General features: G+C 67.9%; 18 protein-coding genes. 4 read left to right on the plus strand and 14 right to left on the minus strand.

Annotated features, from left to right (window positions below; all coding sequences use genetic code 11):
- Position 1: 1 nt before the first annotated feature.
- The gene (locus ILP92_RS03030) at positions 2–1,849 is read right to left on the minus strand and encodes an ABC-F family ATP-binding cassette domain-containing protein (protein ID WP_198914902.1); all 1,848 of its coding nucleotides are present in this window, start codon (positions 1,847–1,849) and stop codon (positions 2–4) included.
- A 48-nt stretch (positions 1,850–1,897) separates the two neighbouring features.
- Between ILP92_RS03030 and ILP92_RS03035 the strand changes: the two genes are divergently transcribed.
- Both ILP92_RS03035 and ndk read left to right on the plus strand, forming a co-directional pair.
- A complete protein-coding gene (locus ILP92_RS03035; protein WP_198914903.1) occupies positions 1,898–2,512 on the plus strand; it encodes a glutathione S-transferase family protein in 615 nt (204 codons plus the stop codon).
- 187 nt (positions 2,513–2,699) lie between these two features.
- Positions 2,700–3,122: a nucleoside-diphosphate kinase gene (gene ndk, locus ILP92_RS03040; protein ID WP_198914904.1), complete on the plus strand. Its 423-nt coding sequence runs from the start codon at positions 2,700–2,702 to the stop codon at positions 3,120–3,122.
- Here the strand turns inward: ndk and ILP92_RS03045 are convergent.
- The 7 genes from ILP92_RS03045 to ILP92_RS03075 form a co-directional block, all read right to left on the minus strand.
- Positions 3,119–3,553 carry a DUF4112 domain-containing protein gene (locus tag ILP92_RS03045; protein WP_198914905.1) on the minus strand — a complete coding sequence of 145 codons (435 nt, stop codon included), beginning with the start codon at positions 3,551–3,553 and terminating at the stop codon, positions 3,119–3,121. The genes ndk and ILP92_RS03045 overlap by 4 nt on opposite strands.
- A gap of 35 nt (positions 3,554–3,588) precedes the next feature.
- Positions 3,589–3,924 carry a TfoX/Sxy family protein gene (locus ILP92_RS03050; RefSeq protein WP_198914906.1) on the minus strand — a complete coding sequence of 112 codons (336 nt, stop codon included), beginning with the start codon at positions 3,922–3,924 and terminating at the stop codon, positions 3,589–3,591.
- A gap of 240 nt (positions 3,925–4,164) precedes the next feature.
- The gene (locus ILP92_RS03055; RefSeq protein ID WP_198914907.1) at positions 4,165–6,381 is read right to left on the minus strand and encodes a hybrid sensor histidine kinase/response regulator; all 2,217 of its coding nucleotides are present in this window, start codon (positions 6,379–6,381) and stop codon (positions 4,165–4,167) included.
- A complete protein-coding gene (locus ILP92_RS03060) occupies positions 6,378–7,565 on the minus strand; it encodes an FIST N-terminal domain-containing protein (RefSeq protein ID WP_235971056.1) in 1,188 nt (395 codons plus the stop codon). The genes ILP92_RS03055 and ILP92_RS03060 overlap by 4 nt, the downstream gene beginning before the upstream one ends.
- Before the next feature lie 23 nt (positions 7,566–7,588).
- On the minus strand, positions 7,589–8,284 hold the full coding sequence (locus ILP92_RS03065) for a response regulator (RefSeq protein WP_368667828.1): 696 nt from the start codon (positions 8,282–8,284) through the stop codon (positions 7,589–7,591).
- An 89-nt stretch (positions 8,285–8,373) separates the two neighbouring features.
- Complete coding sequence (locus ILP92_RS03070) at positions 8,374–9,783, minus strand: GAF domain-containing sensor histidine kinase (protein ID WP_198914909.1); 1,410 nt, start codon at positions 9,781–9,783, stop codon at positions 8,374–8,376.
- Between the two features lie 173 nt (positions 9,784–9,956).
- Positions 9,957–11,726, minus strand: coding sequence for a PQQ-dependent methanol/ethanol family dehydrogenase (locus tag ILP92_RS03075; RefSeq protein ID WP_198914910.1), 1,770 nt, complete (start codon positions 11,724–11,726; stop codon positions 9,957–9,959).
- Positions 11,727–11,973: 247 nt separating this feature from the next.
- Here ILP92_RS03075 and ILP92_RS03080 point away from each other — a divergent pair, with 247 nt between their 5' ends.
- Together ILP92_RS03080 and ILP92_RS03085 are read left to right on the plus strand one after the other, a co-directional pair.
- Positions 11,974–12,948 (plus strand): ABC transporter substrate-binding protein, encoded by a 975-nt coding sequence (locus ILP92_RS03080; RefSeq protein ID WP_198914911.1) that lies wholly within the window; start codon positions 11,974–11,976, stop codon positions 12,946–12,948.
- Entirely contained in the window at positions 12,949–13,650 is a 702-nt protein-coding gene (locus ILP92_RS03085; protein WP_368667829.1) for an ABC transporter ATP-binding protein, read from the plus strand. It abuts the gene before it with no gap.
- Here ILP92_RS03085 and ILP92_RS03090 read toward each other — a convergent pair.
- From ILP92_RS03090 to ILP92_RS03115, 6 genes are all read right to left on the minus strand, one after another.
- Complete coding sequence (locus ILP92_RS03090) at positions 13,590–14,123, minus strand: tetratricopeptide repeat protein (protein WP_198914912.1); 534 nt, start codon at positions 14,121–14,123, stop codon at positions 13,590–13,592. The genes ILP92_RS03085 and ILP92_RS03090 overlap by 61 nt on opposite strands.
- Positions 14,124–14,176: 53 nt before the next feature.
- Positions 14,177–14,965, minus strand: a complete 789-nt coding sequence (locus tag ILP92_RS03095; RefSeq protein ID WP_198914913.1) for an ABC transporter permease — start codon at positions 14,963–14,965, stop codon at positions 14,177–14,179.
- Positions 14,966–15,062: 97 nt separating this feature from the next.
- Positions 15,063–15,776, minus strand: a complete 714-nt coding sequence (locus tag ILP92_RS03100) for an ABC transporter ATP-binding protein (RefSeq protein ID WP_198914914.1) — start codon at positions 15,774–15,776, stop codon at positions 15,063–15,065.
- The gene (locus ILP92_RS03105; protein WP_198914915.1) at positions 15,777–16,199 is read right to left on the minus strand and encodes a cupredoxin domain-containing protein; all 423 of its coding nucleotides are present in this window, start codon (positions 16,197–16,199) and stop codon (positions 15,777–15,779) included.
- 11 nt (positions 16,200–16,210) lie between these two features.
- Complete coding sequence (locus ILP92_RS03110) at positions 16,211–17,170, minus strand: YVTN family beta-propeller repeat protein (RefSeq protein WP_198914916.1); 960 nt, start codon at positions 17,168–17,170, stop codon at positions 16,211–16,213.
- 92 nt (positions 17,171–17,262) lie between these two features.
- Positions 17,263–18,426: an ABC transporter substrate-binding protein gene (locus tag ILP92_RS03115; protein WP_198914917.1), complete on the minus strand. Its 1,164-nt coding sequence runs from the start codon at positions 18,424–18,426 to the stop codon at positions 17,263–17,265.
- Positions 18,427–18,449 lie beyond the last annotated feature (23 nt).

Below are 18,449 nucleotides of genomic sequence, written 5' to 3' on the forward strand. Positions count from 1 at the left end.
GTCACGGCTCGGCCCGCTCCAGCTTCTCCAGCGCGGCCATCCACAGTCCTTCGGCCCGCTCGAGCCCGTCCATCACCTCGGCGTATTTGCGGTTCCAGGTCTCGAGCTCGCCCAGCCGCGCGTCCTCGTAAAGCGCCGGATCGGCCAGCTTCTTGGCCAGCTTGTCGCGCATCTCGGTCAGCTTCTCGACGCGGGATTCGCCCTTGCGGACTTCGGATTTCAGCGCCAGCAGGTCGTCGCGGCTGGCCTGCCGGACCTGCGGTTTCGGCTTGTCCTTCTTGGGCGGCGCGTCGCTTTGGAGCAACATCCGGCGATAGGCGTCCAGGTCGTCGTCGAAGGGTTGCACGCGCCCGTCCTTGACCAGCCACAGCCGGTCGGCCACCAGCCCCAGCAGGTGCATGTCGTGGCTGACCAGGATCACCGCGCCGGAATAGGCGGTCAAGGCCTCGACCAGCGCCTCGCGGCTTTCCATGTCCAGGTGGTTGGTCGGCTCGTCCAGGATCAGCATGTGCGGCGCGTCGATGGTGGCGATCAGCAGCGACAGCCGCGCCTTCTGCCCGCCCGAGAGCTTGCCCACCAGCGTTTCGGCCTGGTCGGCGCCCAAGCCGAACCCCGCCAGCCGCGCGCGGTGCTTGGCCGGAGCCTCGTCGGGGCGCAGGCGTCGGATGTGGTCGATGGGGGTCTCGTCGATATGCAGCTCGTCCACCTGGTGCTGCGCGAAATAGCCCACGCGCAGCTTGCTGGCCTTGGTGATGCGCCCGCCCATGGGGTCAAGCTTGTCCGCCAACAGCTTGGACAAGGTCGATTTTCCCTGCCCGTTGCGGCCCAGAAGCGCGATCCGGTCGTCCTGGTCGATGCGCAGGGTCATCTTGCCCAAGACGGTGCGATCGCCGTAGCCGACGCTGGCCGATTCCAGGTTCACGATGGGCGGCGACAGTTCCTCGGGTTCGGGGAAGGTGAAGGCGCGCAGGGCGGCTTCCTGCGGGGTCTGGATGGTTTCCAGCTTCTCGATCATCTTGATCCGGCTCTGCGCCTGCTTGGCCTTGGTGGCCTGCGCGCGGAAGCGGTCGACGAATTTCTGCAGATGCGCGCGCCGTGCGTCGGTCTTCTTGGCCTGGCTTTCCAGCGCGGCCTGCTGCGCGGCCTTGGTGCGCGCGAAGGTGTCGTAATTCCCGGTATAGAGCGTCAGTTTCTTGGCTTCGAGATGCAGGATCGCGCCGACCGAGCGGTTCAGCAGCCCGCGGTCGTGGCTGATTATGATGACCGTGTGCGGATAGCGCGTCAGGTAGTTTTCCAGCCACAGCGCGCCTTCGAGATCCAGGTAGTTCGTGGGCTCGTCCAGCAGCAGCACGTCGGGCCGCGAAAACAACACACCCGCCAGCGCCACGCGCATCCGCCAGCCGCCCGAAAAGGCCGAGCACGGCATGGCGATCTCGGCTTGGGTGAAGCCCAGCCCGCGCAGGAGCTGAGTCGCGCGCGCCTCGCCCGACCAGGCGTCGATATCGGCCAGGCGGGTCTGGATCTCGGCGATCCGGGTGGCATCGGTGACCGTGTCGGCATCGGCCAGAAGGGTCGCGCGCTCGGTATCGGCTTCCAGCACCGTGTCCAGCAGCGACACTTCCGAGGACGGGACCTCTTGCCGGACGCCGCCGATGCGGGCGCGGGCGGGCAGGGTGATGCTGCCGCCCTCGAGCACCAGCTCGCCCCGGATCAGGCGGAACAGCGTGGTCTTGCCGGTGCCGTTGCGCCCCACGACGCCCACCTTGTGACCTTCGGGGATCGAGGCCGACGCCCCTTCGAACAGGGTGCGGCCTTCGACGGCATAGGTGATATCGTTGATCCTGAGCATGGCCGCGGGTTAGCAGAGCGGCAGCGCCGTTGGAAGCAAGGAAGCACCATGACGATCAAGATCCATTCGCTGCAATATTCCCGGGCCATGCGCGTCGCGTGGCTGTGCGAAGAGCTGTCGGTGCCCTACGACGTCATCCATTACGACCGCACCGACGCCTATACCGCGCCGGACGCGCTGAAGAAGGTGCACCCGCTGGGCAAGTCGCCGGTGATCGAGGACGGCGACCTGACGCTGGGCGAATCGGCGGCGATCCTGCGCCACATCCACCGCCAGCACGGCCACGGCCGCTTCACGCCCGGACCGGGTGGCCACGACCTGGCGCTGCACGATGAATGGCTGGACTACGCGGAAGGCACGCTGATCCGGCCAGTCGGGGCCGCGTTCTGGGCGAAGAAGGGCGGGACCAGCCTTGATGCCAAGACCCAAGGGCAGATCGACCTGCACATGGGCCATATGGATGCGCACCTGTCGGACCGCGAGTTCCTGATGGGCCACGCGCCGATGCTGGCCGACATGCAGCTGTGCTACCTTCTGGCCATGGCACGCTTTGCGGGCGTCCTGAAAGGCGCACACGTCACCGCCTATCTCGACCGGTTGCTGCAGGTCCCGGCCTTGCAACGCGCGCTGGAGGCAACCGGGCCGATCATGCCCGACGGCTGACGGCGGGCCGGGCCGGGGGATTTCGGGTATTTGAAGAGCAGTGATGGGGCCGGGCGCGGCCGCGCGGATCGCACCGCGCGGGCGAAGGGACGCGGCGATGCGCTTTTCAATGGGGGGGGCGCATGGTATCGGGGCCCGAAAATCAGGGCCGGACATGGGGTTCGCCCGCCATCACAAGAGGCATATCATGGCCACCGAGCACACACTTTCGATCATCAAGCCCGACGCGACGAAGCGTAACCTGACGGGAAAGATCAACGCCAAGTTCGAAGATGCGGGCCTGCGCATCGTGGCGCAGAAGCGCATCCAGCTGACCAAGGCGCAGGCGGGCGAGTTCTACAAGGTCCACGCCGAGCGTCCGTTCTACGACGAGCTGTGCGAGTTCATGGCCTCGGGGCCGGTGGTGGTGCAGGTGCTGGAAGGCGACGGCGCCATCGCGAAGAACCGCGAAGTCATGGGCGCCACCAACCCCGCCGATGCCGATGCGGGCACGATCCGCGCCGAGTTCTCCGAAAGCGTGGGCGAAAACTCGGTCCACGGATCGGACGCGCCCGAAACGGCCAGGGAAGAGATCGCGTATTTCTTCTCGGGTCTCGAAATCGTGGGCTAGGCCGACCCGCCCGGATCGCCCACCTGCGGGTGGTGCGACGATAGATGACCCTCGCCCGTGGCGGGGGTCTTTTCGTTTCGGGCCATCTCTTGCTCGAAATGGTCGCGCAGGATGGCCACGTTGCGCCGGTTGGCCTTGAAGCCCATATCGAACAGGTCGCCGATCAGCGGCACGCTGCCCACGGCCAGGTCAAGCACGCAATTCACCCCCTGGCGCACCAGCTTGGCGCGCGGCAGGCCCATGCGGTGGCTTTCCAGCACGATATAGGCGGCGGGCGCGAAGGCCAGCGCGTCGCCGATGCCGGGCACGAGGCCGATCAGCGAATCCCACCCGATCCGGAACCGCGTGCCGGGAATGCCGAAGGCGGTGTCGAGGGTGCGCGACAGCCGGTCGAGCCGGGCGATGCGCGGGGCATGGGGATGTTCCGTCATGGTTAGGCAACCCGGCGGGATGCGGCGCGGTTCCGTCAGGACGCGTCGGGATCGCGCACGCCGATCCGGTCGAGAAAGGCTTCAAGCTCCGAGGCGGGGGGCGCCGCGTGGCGCGCCTTCAGCGCATCGAAGCGCGCGCGCAGGGCGGTCTTCTCGTCGCCCTTGCAGTCGTTCCAGGGGCGTCCCTGCAACGCCATCTCGATGACGTAGAAGGGGATGAAATGCGGCTTGGCCCCGTGCCGCAGCAACCGCGCGTAGGCGGCGTCGGCGCCCAGGTCGCGCAACGTCTCCGCGTCTGGGATGCCCGCCTTGGCGAAGGCGGCTTCCATGGCGGGGCCCATGTTGCGCAAACTCGAGATCGGCGTGCCCATACGCGCCAGTCTAGGGGCGTCGCGGGCGGCGCGTCAAAGTCAGATCATGGCCCAGTCGGTGAAGCGCACCGGCTTTTGCGGCGTCTCGCGGACGGGCTTTTGCTGCGGCTTCGGTTTTGCTCGGTTTTCCATTGGATTCGTTCCAGAGGTTGGCGATTAACCTAAGCTGCGCTTCAATTAGGGCAACTTCAGGACCGTGGAACGCCAAATTCGCGGATTGTTTCCGGAATGTCACAAGTCTCAGGCGGCCGACGCGGCGCAGTCCTGGTCGATCAGGCCGATCAGGCTGTCGCGGTGGATCGGCTTCGAGATCAGGTCGACCCCCGCCGCGGCGCAAAGCTCGGCGATATCGGGGCGGCGGCTGGCGGTGATGATCCGCGTTGGCACGGTGCCATGCTCGGCGCGCAGCCGTCCCAGCAGCTCCAGCCCCGTCATCCCGTCGCCCAGCTGGTAGTCCAGCAGCACCCGGTCCGGCGCGATGTCGATCTCGTCCAGCAGGGCCAGCGCCGCCTCGCCGTTGGCGGCGTGGACCACGTGGCTGCCCCAATCCTCGATCATCAGGGTCAGGGCCTGCGACAGCTCTTCGTCGTTCTCGACCAGCAGCACCACCAGGTTCGACGTGGCGGGCCGCGCTTCGCGGGTCGCCGGGCGGCGCGCGGGCGGGTCCTGGCGGGCGATGGCGATGCGCTCGGCCGTGACCGAGAAGCACGAGCCGCGCCCTGGCACCGAATGCAGCGCCAGATCGTGGCCCAGCGACGCGCAGGCCCGCTCGACGATGGTCAGCCCCAGCCCCAGCCCTTTCGAGCCCGACATATAGGGTCCTAACTGCTTGAATTCCTGGAAGATCGTCGTCTGATCCTCGGGCGCGATCCCCGGACCGGTATCCCAGACCTCGACCCGCGCCTGGCCGCCATCGCGGCGCACGCCCACCAGCACCCGGCCGCGATCGGTATAGCGGATCGCGTTCGTCACAAGGTTCTGCAGGATGCGCCGCAGGAAGACCGGGTCCGAGCGGACGATCTGCGACGACGGCATCACCTGCAGCACCAAGCCTTCGGATTGCGCCAGCGGCGTCAACTCCGAGCTGAGCGAGGTCAGGATCTCGTTCAGCGACACGTCCTGCATCTGCATGGTGGCTTGGCCGCTATCGAGCTTCGAGATATCCAGCAGCGCCTCGATGATGTTCTCGACCGACGCCAGCGCGGAAATGGCCTTGTCGGCGGTGTCCTGGCCCAGGGCGTCCTGGCTGCGCTCGGACAGGAAGGACACGAACAACTTGGCGGCCGACAGGGGTTGCAACAGGTCGTGGCTGGCCGCCGCGACGAAGCGGGTCTTCGACGCGTTGGCGCGCTTGGCCTCTTCCAGCGCCTCGTTCAGCTCCATCGTGCGGGCGTGGACGCGCCGTTCCAGCGTCTCGTTCATTTCGCGTAGCGCGCGGGCGGCTTCGCGTTCGGGCGTCACGTCGGTGAAGCTGATGACGAACCCCTTGTCGGGCATTTCCTGGGCAAAGACGCTCAGGGTCTGGTTGCGCCCGCGCGTGACCTCGAAAGTGATGGGCTGGCGCGGCCGACGGGTGCGATTGGCCCAGGCCAGCAGGTGATCGCTGCCGAAATACTCGGAAAACGCGATCTGGTCGTCCAGCCGACGCAGCAGCGCGGCGAAGTCGATGCCCACCAGCCCGCCGTCGATGGGACGGTCCAGAAGCGCCTCCATCCCGGCGTTCCAACCCACCAGCCGCAGGTCGGTGCCGAAGATGCAGACGCCCTGGTTCAGGTGGTCCAGCGTGGCGCGCACCATCTGCGCCTGGCGGTCCATCAGCCGGTCGCGCTTCTCGCGCTCGGCGCGCATGATGTCGCTGACATCGGTCTGGAGGATCACGGTGCCGCCCGACGCGGTGCGATGCTCGCCCACTTGCAGCCAGCGGTCGCGCGTCAGGCGCACGTTGAAGATCACGCGCTTGTCGCGGTGGCGCAGCATCCGCTTCTCGCGCCACTGCGCCTGGCTTTCGTCGTCGGGCAGCGCCAGGTAGATCGACTGGCTGACCAGCTGCACGTAGTGATGAAAGCTCAGGCCCGGCTCGATATTCTCGGCCACGTCCAGAAGATCGCGGCAGAAGCGCGAATTGCTCATCACCAGGCGGTCGTGCTGGTCGAACAGGGCGAAGCCCTCGTTGATGGATTCGACCGCCTCGGCCAGGTTCGAGCGCGCGGCCTCGGCAGCGCGGTTGGCGATGCCCAGCCGCGCGTTGGTCTCGTGCAGAAGCTCCAGCGTGCGTTCCAGGTCGTTGGTGCGCTGGCGGACCTGCGCTTCCAGCATGGCGGCCCGTTCGAACTGTGCATAGGCCAGACCCGGCTGATCGTTCTGCTGCTCGACCTTGCGCATCAGCGCCTCGGTGATCTGCACCAGCTTGGCGTTCTGCTGCTCGACGCTGTCGGTGGGATCTATCAGGTCGGTCATTCGCGGGTCCGCGGCGGATAGATCGCCACGCCTGTCATGGTCTGGTTCACGTGCATGGGGCCAATCTGCTCTCCGTAAGTGGAAAAGCCAATGACCCGGTGACGCGACAGCACGTCGCTGACGGCGCGCACGCTCTGGCTTTGCTCGGCGGCGATCCGGCGCAAGATGCAGTCGCAGGCCAGGATGTCGCCGGGCGGCTGGTCCTGGCTCAGCCCCGACAGGGCCCGGTCCAGGTGGTCGGGCAGGTCGTCGGCATGGGCCACGCGCAGCACCATGCCTTCCTCGATGGCCGAGAAGAAATGCAGCTCGCCCGCCGCGTTCACCCGCTGGATGGCGCGGACATGGTGCCGGTCGCCCAGCTGCACCGCGACGGGATGGGCGGCGAAGGTGAACTCGTCCAGCTGGTCGGGATCCTTGCCGATCAGACGCGCGTATTCGCGCGCGGCGGGGGCGGCGTTGATATGGGTGACCAGCCGCCGCTCGGGATCGGCGCCGGTGACGACCATGCGCGTGTCGGCGGGCCGCAGGTTGTCCAATGAGAAGACGCGCGTCTCGCAATCGGTCGCCACCAGCGTCAGCACCGCGGCCTGGTCCAGCACGACGCCGTCCAGCGCCAGGTGCGTCTTGCGGAACCTGCGCCCGTCGCCGGTCGAGCCGCCGAACAGCGGCAGCGTGCCCAGCCCCGGCAGGATCGCCGACAGAAGCGTGTCCTCGCGCATGGACAGTCCGTCCACCAGCAGGAAGGCGAAGCCGCCGGGCAAGTCGGGATGGTCGGTCGACAGCGCCATGCGCTCGCTGACCAGGTGGCCCGACAGCCCGTCGGGATCGAGCCCGTCCAGGGGCGCGATCGCCAGGGTGCGGCAGCGGAAATGGGCCTGCGGCAGCGCCACGGCGATGATCGTGGCCTCGGCATAGCCTTCGGGCCCAAGCTCGCCCGCCGTGCTGGCCAGCAGGGTCGACGTGCCGGGAAACGCGTCGCGGGCGCGCAGGCTCAGGGCGGCGAAATCGCAGGCGGGGCTCACGAAGAAGAAGACCTGCGCGAAAGGGCCGGGGCCGAGCTGATCCTTCAGCGCGCCGATCGGATCGTCCAGATCGCACGGGACGGTCGCATTCCTGATCAGATGCGCCGGAGCCCGGCCATCGGCGGTCGGCATTGGCGCGCGCGTGATATCGATCTTGGTCATCCTCCCCGGTGGGGATGATGACCTCAGCCGTCGGTGTTTGGCAAGATCGCCGCGAACTTGGCCTGCTGGGCGACCAGCACCGCCTGGGTGCGGCTTTGCACCCCCAGCTTGCGCATGATGGCCGTCACGTGGGCCTTCACCGTGGTCTCGGCGATGGACAGGTCATAGGCGATCTGCTTGTTCAGCTTGCCGTCGCAGATCAGCTCCAGGATGCGCGCCTGTTGCGCGGTCAGCGACGACAGGCGCGTCACCGCGTCGGCGCGATCCTCGGGCTGGGGGCAGGACACGAAGCTTTCGGGCAGATAGGTCCGGCCCTCGGCGATGGCGTCGAGCGCCGCGCGGAATTCCGAATGGGGCGAATGCTTGGGCACGTAGCCCGACGCGCCCGCCTGCATCGCGGCCGAGATGATGGCGTTCTCGGTCATGGACGACACCACGATCACCGGCGTCTCGGGCGCCTGGGTGCGGATGCGGATCAGGCCGTCCATGCCGGTCACGTCGGGCAGGTTCAGATCGAGCACGACCAGGCTGGGCGCGCCATCCTCCGCGATGATCTGGAGGCCCGATTTCAGGCTGTCGGTGGTGGCCACCGCCCGGAACGCCGCGACGTTGCGCAAGGTCAGCTCGAGCGCGTCGCAGAACAGCGGATGGTCGTCGATCACCAGCGCCCAGTCCGCCCCCGGGAAGATGGGTTTGCCTCGGGCCGAAGGTGTGTTCACTGTCGCATGCATGGCCCGAGCGTAGGCACGGCGTGCGGCAATTGCACCTGTCAAATGGTCCTATTCCGAACCTTCGCGGACGCGCGCGGTCACATGCGCCAATCGGGCATCAGGATCGTGAATGTCTTGCCCCCGTCGCCTTGGGCCAGCGAGATTTCGCCCCCGTGCATCTCGACGATCCGCTTGGTCAGGGCCAGCCCGAGCCCCAGCCCCTCGCGCCCGCGATTGTCCAGCCGAGCGCCGCTTTTGAAGGGTTCGAAGACCTGGCGCGCCTGGGCGTCCGAGATCGGCGCGCCGTCGTCCTCGATCTGGATCGACAGGTGTCCCGCATCCGTCAGGGCGGCGCGGAAGCGTATGCGTTTGCCGCCATGGGTCACCGCGTTCTTCAGCAGCGACACCAGCACCAGCTTCATCTGCTCGCGGTCCACCGTGACCTGACCCTGCGCACCGCGGCTGTCGACGACCAGCGTCTTGCCCGCCACTTCAACGCTGGGCCGGATCAGGCTGGCGCAGTCTTCCAGCAGGGCTTCGATATCGTGCCGATCCTCGTTGAGCATCCGCTCGCCCGAGACCAGGTCGCTGTAGGTCAGCACGCTTTCCACGACGGCGTGCAGGTGGTCGCCCATCCGCGTGATCGCCGATGTCATCACCTTGTCGGGGCCGTCCGACACGCGGTGTTCGAGCAGCTTGGCGTATCCCATGAGCACCGTCAGCGGGGTGCGCAACTCGTGCCCGACAAGGCACAGGAACTCGCGGCGGGCAAGCTCGGCCGCGTCCACGTCGTCCACGCTTTGCATGGCGGGGCTTTCCGGCGGGGCGGCCCGTTGCCGCGCGGCGTCGTCGCGCGGCGCTGCCGGGTCTGCGGGTGAGGGGGCGGGGGCGGCCGGTCGGCGCCGCCGGAAGCTGAGCGGGACGATCGCCGCGGTCTCGGGGATCGCGTCGGTGGGGGAGTCCAGGAATTCCTCGCTGAAGACGTTGTCGGTGGCGCCGGGATACATGGCTTCGCCGGGGCTGGAGCACGAGATGATCTGCCCCACTTCCACGGCCCGGCGCGTCAGCAGGTCCACCGCCTCGGGGCTCGGGGCCTCGCGCGGCACGAAATCCAGCACGCACAGCGATCCCGCGCGAAAGTTGTTGTGCAGGATGATGGGCGTGCCCGCGTAGAACCGGACATTCGGCGGATCGACGACGACGGGATGGTTGCGAAAGCGCGGGTCGGCATGGGTGTCGCGGATCACCAGCTGTCGCGGCGCCATGATGACATGGGCGCAGATCGATTTCTCGCGCGACGTTTCGCACGCGTCCAGGCCGTAACGGGACCGGAAATACTGGCGGTCGGTATCCACGATCGACACCAGCGCGGTGGGGCAGTCGAAGGCAGCGGCAAGCTCTTCGGTGATCTCGTCGAGCCGCCCGTGCGGCGCGTCGCCCAGCGCGTCGGTCGCGCGGATCGCGGCGATGCGGCCGTCTTCGTTCGAGGGGATGGGATAGCTGCGCATGACATTCGCTTTGAAGGGACCGGGGCGGGGGCCCGCAAAGCAGTAGGCGCGAATCGTAAACGGGGCCTGAAGGACCGGGCGATAACGCTCACGTTTCCGTGAAATCCAGGCGCCGCATGAAAAAGGCGCGCCCGTGGGGGCGCGCCTGCGTCAGCCCGCAAGGGCCGATGGTGTCACTCGGCCGCGGCCAGCTGCTTGGGCAGCTTGAACGTCCAGAGCAGACCGCCTTGGTTGAGGTAGTTGACCTTCTTGGCGACCTCGCCGCCCCAAAGCGGCACGGCGCCGCCCCAGCCCGAGATCACGGTGACGTATTGCTCGCCATCGGCTTCCCAGGTGACGGGCTGGCCGACGATGCCGGACCCGGTCTGGAACGACCACAGCTTTTCGCCCGTCTCGTCGTCGAAGGCGATGAACTCACCCTCGGGCGTGCCGGTGAAGACAAGGCCGCCCGCGGTCGCCATCACGCCACCCCAGAGCGGGGCGTCGTTCTTGAACTCCCACTTCCATTCGCCCGTGACGGGGTCGATGGCCTTGAGCGATCCGATATGGTCTTCGTAATTGGGCTTGATGGTGAAGCCCGAGCCCAGGTAGGCCGCGCCCTTCTTGTAGGAAATCGGCTCGTTCCAGATGTCCATGCCCCACTCATTCGAGGGCACGTAGAAGAGGCCCGTCTTGGGGCTGTGGGCCATCGGCTGCCAGTTCTTGCCGCCCAGGAACGACGGCGAGCTGAACACGATCTCGCCCTTGTTGCCGTCGGCTGCCTCGGACGGATCGCCGGGGCGGTTCGCCTCGACGAAGATCGGCCGCCCGGTGTCGTCGATGCCCTCGGCCCAGCTGATGTCCTTGACGAACGGGAAGGCGTCCACGAACGATCCGTCCTCGCGGTTCAGCACGTAGAAGAAGCCGTTGCGGTCGGCGGTGCCGAACTTCTTGTTGCCCTCGGGATCGGTGAAGGCCACGACCTCGTTCACGCCGTCATAATCCCAGCCTTCGCGCGGGGTCGACTGGAAGTGCCACTTGATCTCGCCCGTCGCGGGGTCGAGTCCAAGGCGGCTGGCGGCATACAGGTTGTCGCCGGTATTGCCTTCGACCGGGGTGCCCGCGTTGCGCAGGTGGCTGTTCCAGGGGGCGGGGTTGCCGGTGCCCATGACGATCGTGTCGGTGTCGGCGTCATAGGATCCGCCCAGCCAGGTCGCACCGCCGCCGGTCTTCCACATGTCGCCCGGCCAGGTGGCGTTGAGCTCGCCGGTCATGGTCGAGTCTTCGCCGTTCAGCGTGCCCATGTGGCCTTCGATGACGGGACGGGTCCAGACCAGCTCGCCGGTATCGGCTTTGCGCGCCTGCACTTCGCCGACGATGCCGAATTCACCGCCCGAGTTGCCGGTGATCACCAGCCCGTCCACGATGATCGGCGCGGCGGTGTAGGAATAGCCGGCCTTGTAATCGGCGATCTCGTCGCGCCACACCACGTCGCCGGTCTTCAGGTCCAGCGCCACCAGGCGCGCATCCAGCGTGCCGAAGATGATCTTGTCGTTCCAGATCGCGCCGCCGCGGTTGACCACGTCGCAGCACGGCAGGATGCCTTCGGGCAGGCGGGCGTCGTACTGCCACAGCTCTTTGCCGGTGATAGCGTCGATCGCGTACATGCGGGAATAGCTGCCGGTCAGGTACATGACCCCGTCATAGATCAGCGGCTGGGTTTCCTGGCCGCGCTGCTTTTCGCCGCCCAGGCTGAAGGCATAGGCGGGCACCAGGTTGGCCACGTTGTCCTTGTTCAGCATATCCAGCGGCGAATAGCGCTGCAGATCGCGTCCCATTCCGTTGGTCAGGATGTCGCCCGGCGTCGCGGCATCGTTGGCCAGCATTTCCTCGGTCACGCCCTGGGCGTGGGCCGTGCCGGAGATCATCAGGCCCGCGGCCACGATGGTTACAAAGCGATTCATTCTTGTCCTCCCTAGATGTTGGACGGTCTCCGCAAACCGCTTTCGCACGGCCCGCAATACGTCGGGTGGGATCATCGGCGGGATGGGCTGCGACAGATATTGTGCAATGGTCGTAAGACCACGCGGCCCTTGACAGCAAGGCGTGCGACCATGGTCGCGGGGTGGGACGGGCCTGCCGCGCCTTTGGTCGTATTCCGGGCGGCGCGCGCGCTGCTACGATCGCGCCAGCCAAGAGGGAGAGACTCGCATGAGCTTCATCAGACACCTGGGCGGCGCCACCATCGCGCTGGCCCTGAGCGCCACCGCCACGTTGGCCGAAACGCCCACGCTGCGCGCCGCGGTGCTGGAATTCGGCACCGTGAACTGGGAGCTCGATACCATCACGCACTACGGCTTCGACACCGATCACGGCTTCACGCTGGACGTGAACGGCGTGGCCTCGGGCTCGGCCGGGGAAATCGCGTTCCAGGGCGGCGCGGCGGACGTGATCGTGTCAGACTGGCTGTGGGTCGCCCGCCAGCGCGCGGCGGGGCGCGATTACGTCTTCGTCCCCTATTCCAAGGCCGTGGGCGGCGTGATGGTGCCCGGTGACTCTTCGGCCGAAACGCTGGCCGACCTGGCGGGTGGCAAGATCGGCATCGCGGGCGGGCCCTTGGACAAGTCCTGGCTGATCCTGCAGGCCTATGCCCAGTCCGAGCTCGGGTTCGATCTGAAGGCCGAGACCGAGCAGGTCTTCGGCGCACCGCCCCTGATCTACAAGACCGCGACGGGCGGCGACCTGGAAGGCGCGATCAATTACTGGCACTTCATGGCCAAGATGGAAGCGGGCGGGATGCGGCAGCTGATCGACATCTCGACCGCCGCGACGGCGCTGGGCCTCGATCCCGAAACGCCGCTGCTGGGCTACGTCGTGAAGGGCGAGATGCTGCGCGACAATCCCGATCTGATCGCGGGTCTGGCCGCCGCGTCGCGCGACGCCAAGGACCTGCTGGCCGAGGACAGCGCCGCGTGGGAGCGTCTGCGCGACCGCATGAACGCCGACACCGACGCCGAGTTCGACGCGCTGGTCGCAGGCTTCCGCGCGGGCATCCCCGCATCCGGGCCGGTGGACGAGGCGGCGGCGTCGAAGATGCTGTCGCTCATGGCCGAGCTCGGCGGCGAAGAGCTGATCGGCGAGGCGACCGAACTGCCCGAAGGCACCTTCCTGGATACGGGCATGTAGGTGACGGGCACGGTCACGCAGCTTCAGCCGGGTGCCGCGACGCGCCCGGTTCTGCATGTCCGGCTGCAGCGTCTGGACCTGAAGGGCACGCAGGTCCTGGCCGCGCTGGATCTGCGCGTGACGAAGGGCGAAACGGTCGCCATCGTCGGGCCCTCGGGGATCGGGAAAAGCACCCTGTTGCGGGCGATCGCGGGGCTGACGACCCGGTTCAGCGGCCAGATCGACGCGCCCGAGCGCACCGCGCTGATCTTCCAGGAACCCACGCTGCTGCCGTGGCGCACGCTCACGGACAATCTGCGCGTGACGGCCCGGATCGGTGCCGAGGACGCGCGCCACTGGCTGGGCGCGGTGGGCCTGGCCGGGCGCGGCGACGACTTCCCGGGCCAGCTGTCGCTGGGCCAGCAGCGCCGCCTGGCGCTGGCCCGCGCCTTCGCCATGCGGCCCGAGCTCTTGCTGATGGACGAGCCCTTCGTGTCGCTGGACCCCGAGCTGGTGGACGAGATGATGGGGCTGTTCGCGCAGCTTCGGGCCGAGACGCAGACGACGACCCTGTTCGTCACCCACGTGGAGGACGAGGCGCGGCGTCTGGCCAGCCGGATCGTGACGCTGGGCGGCCCGCCCGCGCGGATCACTGGCGACGCTCAGAACAAGGGCGCGTATTTCCAGTTGTCGGCGTCGGGCGTGACCTCGTCCAGGTCGTAGCCCGCGCCCTGCAGGCGCTTGGCGACCAGCAGCCCGTCGGCGGCGGCCTCGTCCACGTATTGCCGACCGAGTGCGTCGTCCTTGCCGATGCCGTGACCGCGCATCAGGTTCAAACCGTGGTTGAACTTGCCCACCGGGTCGCCCAGGTCGGCGGCGCGGCGGTCCCATTCGGCGGCGGCGTCGGGGTTGTAGTCGCCGCCCAGGCCGTTGTTGTCGAGCTGACCCATCCAGGTCATGGCACCGGTATATCCCGCCTCGGCGCAGCGCTCGAAGATGGCGCGGGCGGTGGCGTGGTCGCCTGATTTGGTCATCATGTAGCCCGATGCGCACATGGTCATCGACGTCTCGCCCCGCGCGGCCTTGTCGCGCATGGATTGCCACGTCAGCTCTTCGGGGTTCAGCGTGCCCAGCTCGTCGGCCATGGCGGGCAGGGCGATCAGGCAGGCGAGTGTGGCCGTCAGGAAATGTCTCATATCCGCGGATATAGTCCGTTCCGCCGGGTCGCGCCATGCCACCATGGTCGCCGTCAGGCGCGCTTGCGGGTCAGGCCCCGCTGCGGATCGTAGCCCCAGATCGCCAGCGCCGAGAACAGCGCGGCGGCGAGCAGGGTCCAGAGCAGCGACCACGGCGCCAGCTGGGTGTAGAGCGCGAAGCGGATCAGCTCGACCGCGTGGGTGAACGGGTTCACCGCGCAGATGTCGTGCAGCAGTTCCGAGGATTCCGCCATCTTCCAAAGGGGATAGAGCGCGGAGCTGAGAAAGAACATCGGGAAGATCACGAAGTTCATGACGCCCGCGAAGTTTTCCAGCTGCTTGATGAAGGACGACAGCGCCAGCCCCAGCGCGCCCAGCATCAGCCCCGCGACGATCAGGGCCGGAAGGACCGTCAGGTAGCCCAGCGGCGCCACGGTGATATCGAACAGCGCGGCGATGGCGAGGAAGGCATAGACCTGCAGGATCGAGATCGCGGTCGAGGCCAGGAGCTTCGACAGCAGCAGCCACCAGCGCGGCAGCGGCGCGGTGAGCAACAGGCGCATGGACCCCATCTCGCGGTCGTAGACCAGGCTGAGGCTGGATTGCATCCCGTTGAACAGCAGGATCATGCCGCAGAGGCCCGGCACGATGTAGGTCTCGTAGGTGATGTAGGTCTGGTAGGGCGGGATGATGCTGAGGCCCAGCGCGGCGCGGAAGCCCGCGGCGAAGACCAAGAGCCAGACCAGCGGTCGGACGAGGGCCGCGACGAATCGTTCGCGCTGGTGGACGAAGCGCAGCGCCTCGCGGGCGACGATGGCGGCGAGGGCGGTGAGCCAGGTCATGGCTGGCTGGCCGGTGCGGGGGGCTGTCCGCCCCCCCGGCCTGCGGCCGTCCCCCCGGAAGGTATTTGTGGAAAGATGAAGCAGGGGGTGCGGCGCGTCATGCGGACGCTTTCGTGAGACGCAGGAAGGTGTCGGAGAGATCCGATCCCTGCGCGATCTCGGCGGCGGGGCCGTCGCGCAGGATGCGGCCCTGGTGCAGGATCAGAAGGTGGTCGTCGGGCCGGACCTCGTCGGTCAGGTGGGTGGCCCAGAGCACGGTCAGCCCCTCGGCGGTCAGGTCGTGGACGTGGTCGGTGATCGCGCGGCGCGACGCGGCGTCGAGGCCGACGGTGGGCTCGTCCAGCAGCAGCACTTTCGGTGCGTGGAGAAGGGCGCGGGCGATCTCGGTCCGGCGGCGGTGGCCGCCATTGAGGGTCCGGGTCTTCTCACGGGCGCGCTCGCGCATCCGCAGCCGATCGAGCGCGGCGTCGATGCGGGTCGCGGCGGTTTTGCCCGACAGGCCATGCAGGGCGGCGAAATAGGACAGGTTCTGGCGCACGGTCAGGTCCAGGTCCAGCGTCTGCTGCTGGAACACGATGCCGAGCGCGGCAAGGGCCTGAAGGGGGTGTCGCGACAGGTCCTGGCCCGCGATCTCGACCCGGCCGTCGGGCGTGGTGAAAAGACGGGTGAGCAGGCCGAACAGGGTGGATTTGCCGGCGCCGTTGGGGCCCAGCAGGGCGCAGAAGCGGCCGGGTGCGATCGAGAAGGAGACGTCGTCCAGCGCCCGTTTCGGCCCGTAGGTATAGGAAAGGTTGGCGACGGCGAGACTCATTCAACGGATCGTGATGTCGAGGCGCTGGGTGTCGCCATCCGAGCCGGGGATGCGCAGCTCGTAGCGGCCGGGCTTGATGGCGATGAAGCCGATCTCCATCGTGCCGGCCTGGTCGAATTCCACGCTGTCGAGGCCGAGGGGGCGGACTTCCAGGCCGTTGATGACGATCTCGTCGATCCAGACGGCGCGGAAAAAGTCCGCGCCGGCGAGCGCCAGTTCCTGGCTGCCGTCCGCTTCGATCAGGACTTCGTAATAGGTGCCCGATTGCAGATACCAGGGCGCGTCCGACAGGGGCTGGCCCGCGGACAGGGTGACGGGCGGCAGGTCGGCCTTGTTGCCCGCCGACAGCAGGCCCGCGAAGCCAAGATCATGCGCGGCGGCGGGCAGCGCGGTTAGGGCGAGGATCGTCAGGACACGGAGCATGGCGCGGGCTTTCAATTGGTGGGGCGGAAGGCGGCGCCCCAGGGGAAGCGGCCGACCTTGATGGTCTTGATCGGCTTGCGCGACGCCACGTCGACCACGGTCACGTCGCCCGAGATGCCGTTGGTGGTGAAAAGCCGCGCGCGGTCGGCGTCGAAGGCCATGTGCCAGACGCGGCGGCCGACGAGGATGTAATCCTCGACTTCGTAGGTCTCGGCGTCGACCACGGCCAGGTGGTTGGACGGGCCGAGGGCCACGAAGGCGTGGGTGTCGCCGGTGGTGAACTCGAAGCCCACGGGCTGCACCCGGTCGGGGTGGATGTTGGGCAGATCGAAGTCGATCTTGGCCTTTTCGGCCTGGGTGGCCACGTCGAAGACGGTGATCGTGCCGCCGATTTCCGAGCTGACCCAGAGCTCGGTGCCGTCCTTGACGAATTCGGCGTGGCGGGGGCGGCTGTCGACCAGGGTGTTGGCGAAGAGCTCCTGCGTTGCGGTGTCGATCCAGTGGGCCATGTTGGTGGTCTCGGACGTGGTGATGGCGATGGTGCCGTCGGGGCTGATGGCCATGCCCTCGGGTTCGATGCCGACGTCGATCTGGGCGACGACGGTCCGCGTTTCGGTGTCGACCACGGTGGTGATCGCGTCGTCCTCGTTGGCGATGTAGAGGTGGCGGTTGTCGGGGGCGAGCACGAATTGCTCGGGATCCTCGCCCGAGGGCAGGTCGTGCAGGATTTCGCCCGATACCGGGTCCATGACCTGCACGGCGTCGCTGTCGGACGCGCAGATATAGACGACGCTGTGATCCTTGCTGAAAGTGATGCCGCGGGGGCGTTCGCCGGTCTCGATCGTGCGGGTCACTTCCAGCGTGTCGGTGTCGATGACCGAGATCGTGTCGTCGTGTTCGTTGGTCACCCAGATCTCGTCGGCTTGGGCAGGCAGGGCGAGGACGGTCGCGATGCAAGCGGCGCGGATCATCGGCAGGGGATTGCGGCGCGCGGGGGAAGGGGGGCGCTGCCCCCCGTCCTTCGGACTCCCCCCGAGGTATTTCGGGAAAGATGAAGCTGGGATCATGGGGCGAAGGCCTCGCATCGGGATTCGGGGGCGTCGAGGCCGATCGTGTCGAGCTCGGTCACCGGGTGGAGGAACCCGTCGAGCGGGGCTTGGGCCACCAGCGCGCGGGGGTGGACCAGCGGGATCGGCTGGCGCATCTGGCCATTCCACGCGCGGAAGGTCAACGGGCGGCCCAGGAAGCCGCCGAGCTCGAAGTCGGGGGACAGGATGTAGGCGCGCAAGGTCGCGGCGTCGGTGGCGCCGGTGCGGGTCACCGCCTCGCCCAGCGTGCGGATGGCGGCCCAGGCGGCGTAGTCCCTGGGCTGCATGGCGCGGGCGGCCAGGTCGGTGAAGCGGTTTTGCAGCTGGGCCGCGCCCCATTGTTCGACCACGCGGTCCCAGCCCACCGGGGTCAGACCTTCGGAGCCGGTGACCGGGCGCGGCTCCCACGTGTTGTAGAGGATGTAGCGGCCGAAATCGTGGATCTCGTCGGCCACGATCAGCGCGTCGTAGCGGCCGAAGCCTTGAGTGAAGAGCGGCACCTCGGCCGACGCGTTGCGGCGCATGTTGGCGTCGAAGCGCCATTCTTTCCGGGGGCCGGGCTTCAGGCCGTATTTCGCGAGCGAGCGTTCCATGCTGGCCGCGAAGGCCTGGTCGGACGCATGGCCGCCCGCGATCATCGGCAGGTCCGTCCACTTCTTCAGCACGAAGAACTGCGCCAGCGCGTCGGTGCGCATCTGGGTCGAGGGCAGCGTATGCAGCAGGTTGGCGCGGCAATCGGCGTCGCGCAGGTTCGTGTCGGGGGCGGCCACGTTGAAGATCAGCGCGCCCCGGGCTTCGGGCAGGTCGGCGACCGCCAGCACATCGTCGGCGGGCGCGTCGAGGATCAGCAGATCGGTCCCGGCCAGGGCCGCCCGCGCCGCGGCGGCCAGGTCCGCGTCCGCGGCGACCCTGGTCGCGTCGAGCGCGTAGCTCTGGCCCAGGAACCGGCCCGTCGTCGCGTTGTCGTCGATGGCCAGTCGCGCGCCCGCGACGCCGAGATCGCCGGGCGGTGTGTCGAGGTCCGACAGCGTTGGCGGCGGCGGGACCGCGCGCTGCAGGTAGTGGATGCGCGCGTCGGTTTGCGCCGCGCCCGCAAGGGGCAGCACGCAGAACGCCAGGGCTGTCAGGACAAAGCGCATCGATCCCCTCCGGAAGGCCAGCC

This window comes from Palleronia pontilimi (assembly GCF_016412875.1).
GTDB lineage: Bacteria > Pseudomonadota > Alphaproteobacteria > Rhodobacterales > Rhodobacteraceae > Palleronia > Palleronia pontilimi.

What these genes read in the sequence shown, in the direction of transcription:
- ILP92_RS03030 (WP_198914902.1), bottom strand. Translation starts at nt 1,849, where the DNA reads ATGCTCAGGATCAACGATATCACCTATGCCGTCGAAGGCCGCACCCTG.
- ILP92_RS03035 (WP_198914903.1), top strand. Translation starts at nt 1,898, where the DNA reads ATGACGATCAAGATCCATTCGCTGCAATATTCCCGGGCCATGCGCGTC.
- ndk (WP_198914904.1), top strand. Translation starts at nt 2,700, where the DNA reads ATGGCCACCGAGCACACACTTTCGATCATCAAGCCCGACGCGACGAAG.
- ILP92_RS03045 (WP_198914905.1), bottom strand. Translation starts at nt 3,553, where the DNA reads ATGACGGAACATCCCCATGCCCCGCGCATCGCCCGGCTCGACCGGCTG.
- ILP92_RS03050 (WP_198914906.1), bottom strand. Translation starts at nt 3,924, where the DNA reads ATGGGCACGCCGATCTCGAGTTTGCGCAACATGGGCCCCGCCATGGAA.
- ILP92_RS03055 (WP_198914907.1), bottom strand. Translation starts at nt 6,381, where the DNA reads ATGACCGACCTGATAGATCCCACCGACAGCGTCGAGCAGCAGAACGCC.
- ILP92_RS03060 (WP_235971056.1), bottom strand. Translation starts at nt 7,565, where the DNA reads ATGACCAAGATCGATATCACGCGCGCGCCAATGCCGACCGCCGATGGC.
- ILP92_RS03070 (WP_198914909.1), bottom strand. Translation starts at nt 9,783, where the DNA reads ATGCGCAGCTATCCCATCCCCTCGAACGAAGACGGCCGCATCGCCGCG.
- ILP92_RS03075 (WP_198914910.1), bottom strand. Translation starts at nt 11,726, where the DNA reads ATGAATCGCTTTGTAACCATCGTGGCCGCGGGCCTGATGATCTCCGGC.
- ILP92_RS03080 (WP_198914911.1), top strand. Translation starts at nt 11,974, where the DNA reads ATGAGCTTCATCAGACACCTGGGCGGCGCCACCATCGCGCTGGCCCTG.
- ILP92_RS03090 (WP_198914912.1), bottom strand. Translation starts at nt 14,123, where the DNA reads ATGAGACATTTCCTGACGGCCACACTCGCCTGCCTGATCGCCCTGCCC.
- ILP92_RS03095 (WP_198914913.1), bottom strand. Translation starts at nt 14,965, where the DNA reads ATGACCTGGCTCACCGCCCTCGCCGCCATCGTCGCCCGCGAGGCGCTG.
- ILP92_RS03100 (WP_198914914.1), bottom strand. Translation starts at nt 15,776, where the DNA reads ATGAGTCTCGCCGTCGCCAACCTTTCCTATACCTACGGGCCGAAACGG.
- ILP92_RS03105 (WP_198914915.1), bottom strand. Translation starts at nt 16,199, where the DNA reads ATGCTCCGTGTCCTGACGATCCTCGCCCTAACCGCGCTGCCCGCCGCC.
- ILP92_RS03110 (WP_198914916.1), bottom strand. Translation starts at nt 17,170, where the DNA reads ATGATCCGCGCCGCTTGCATCGCGACCGTCCTCGCCCTGCCTGCCCAA.
- ILP92_RS03115 (WP_198914917.1), bottom strand. Translation starts at nt 18,426, where the DNA reads ATGCGCTTTGTCCTGACAGCCCTGGCGTTCTGCGTGCTGCCCCTTGCG.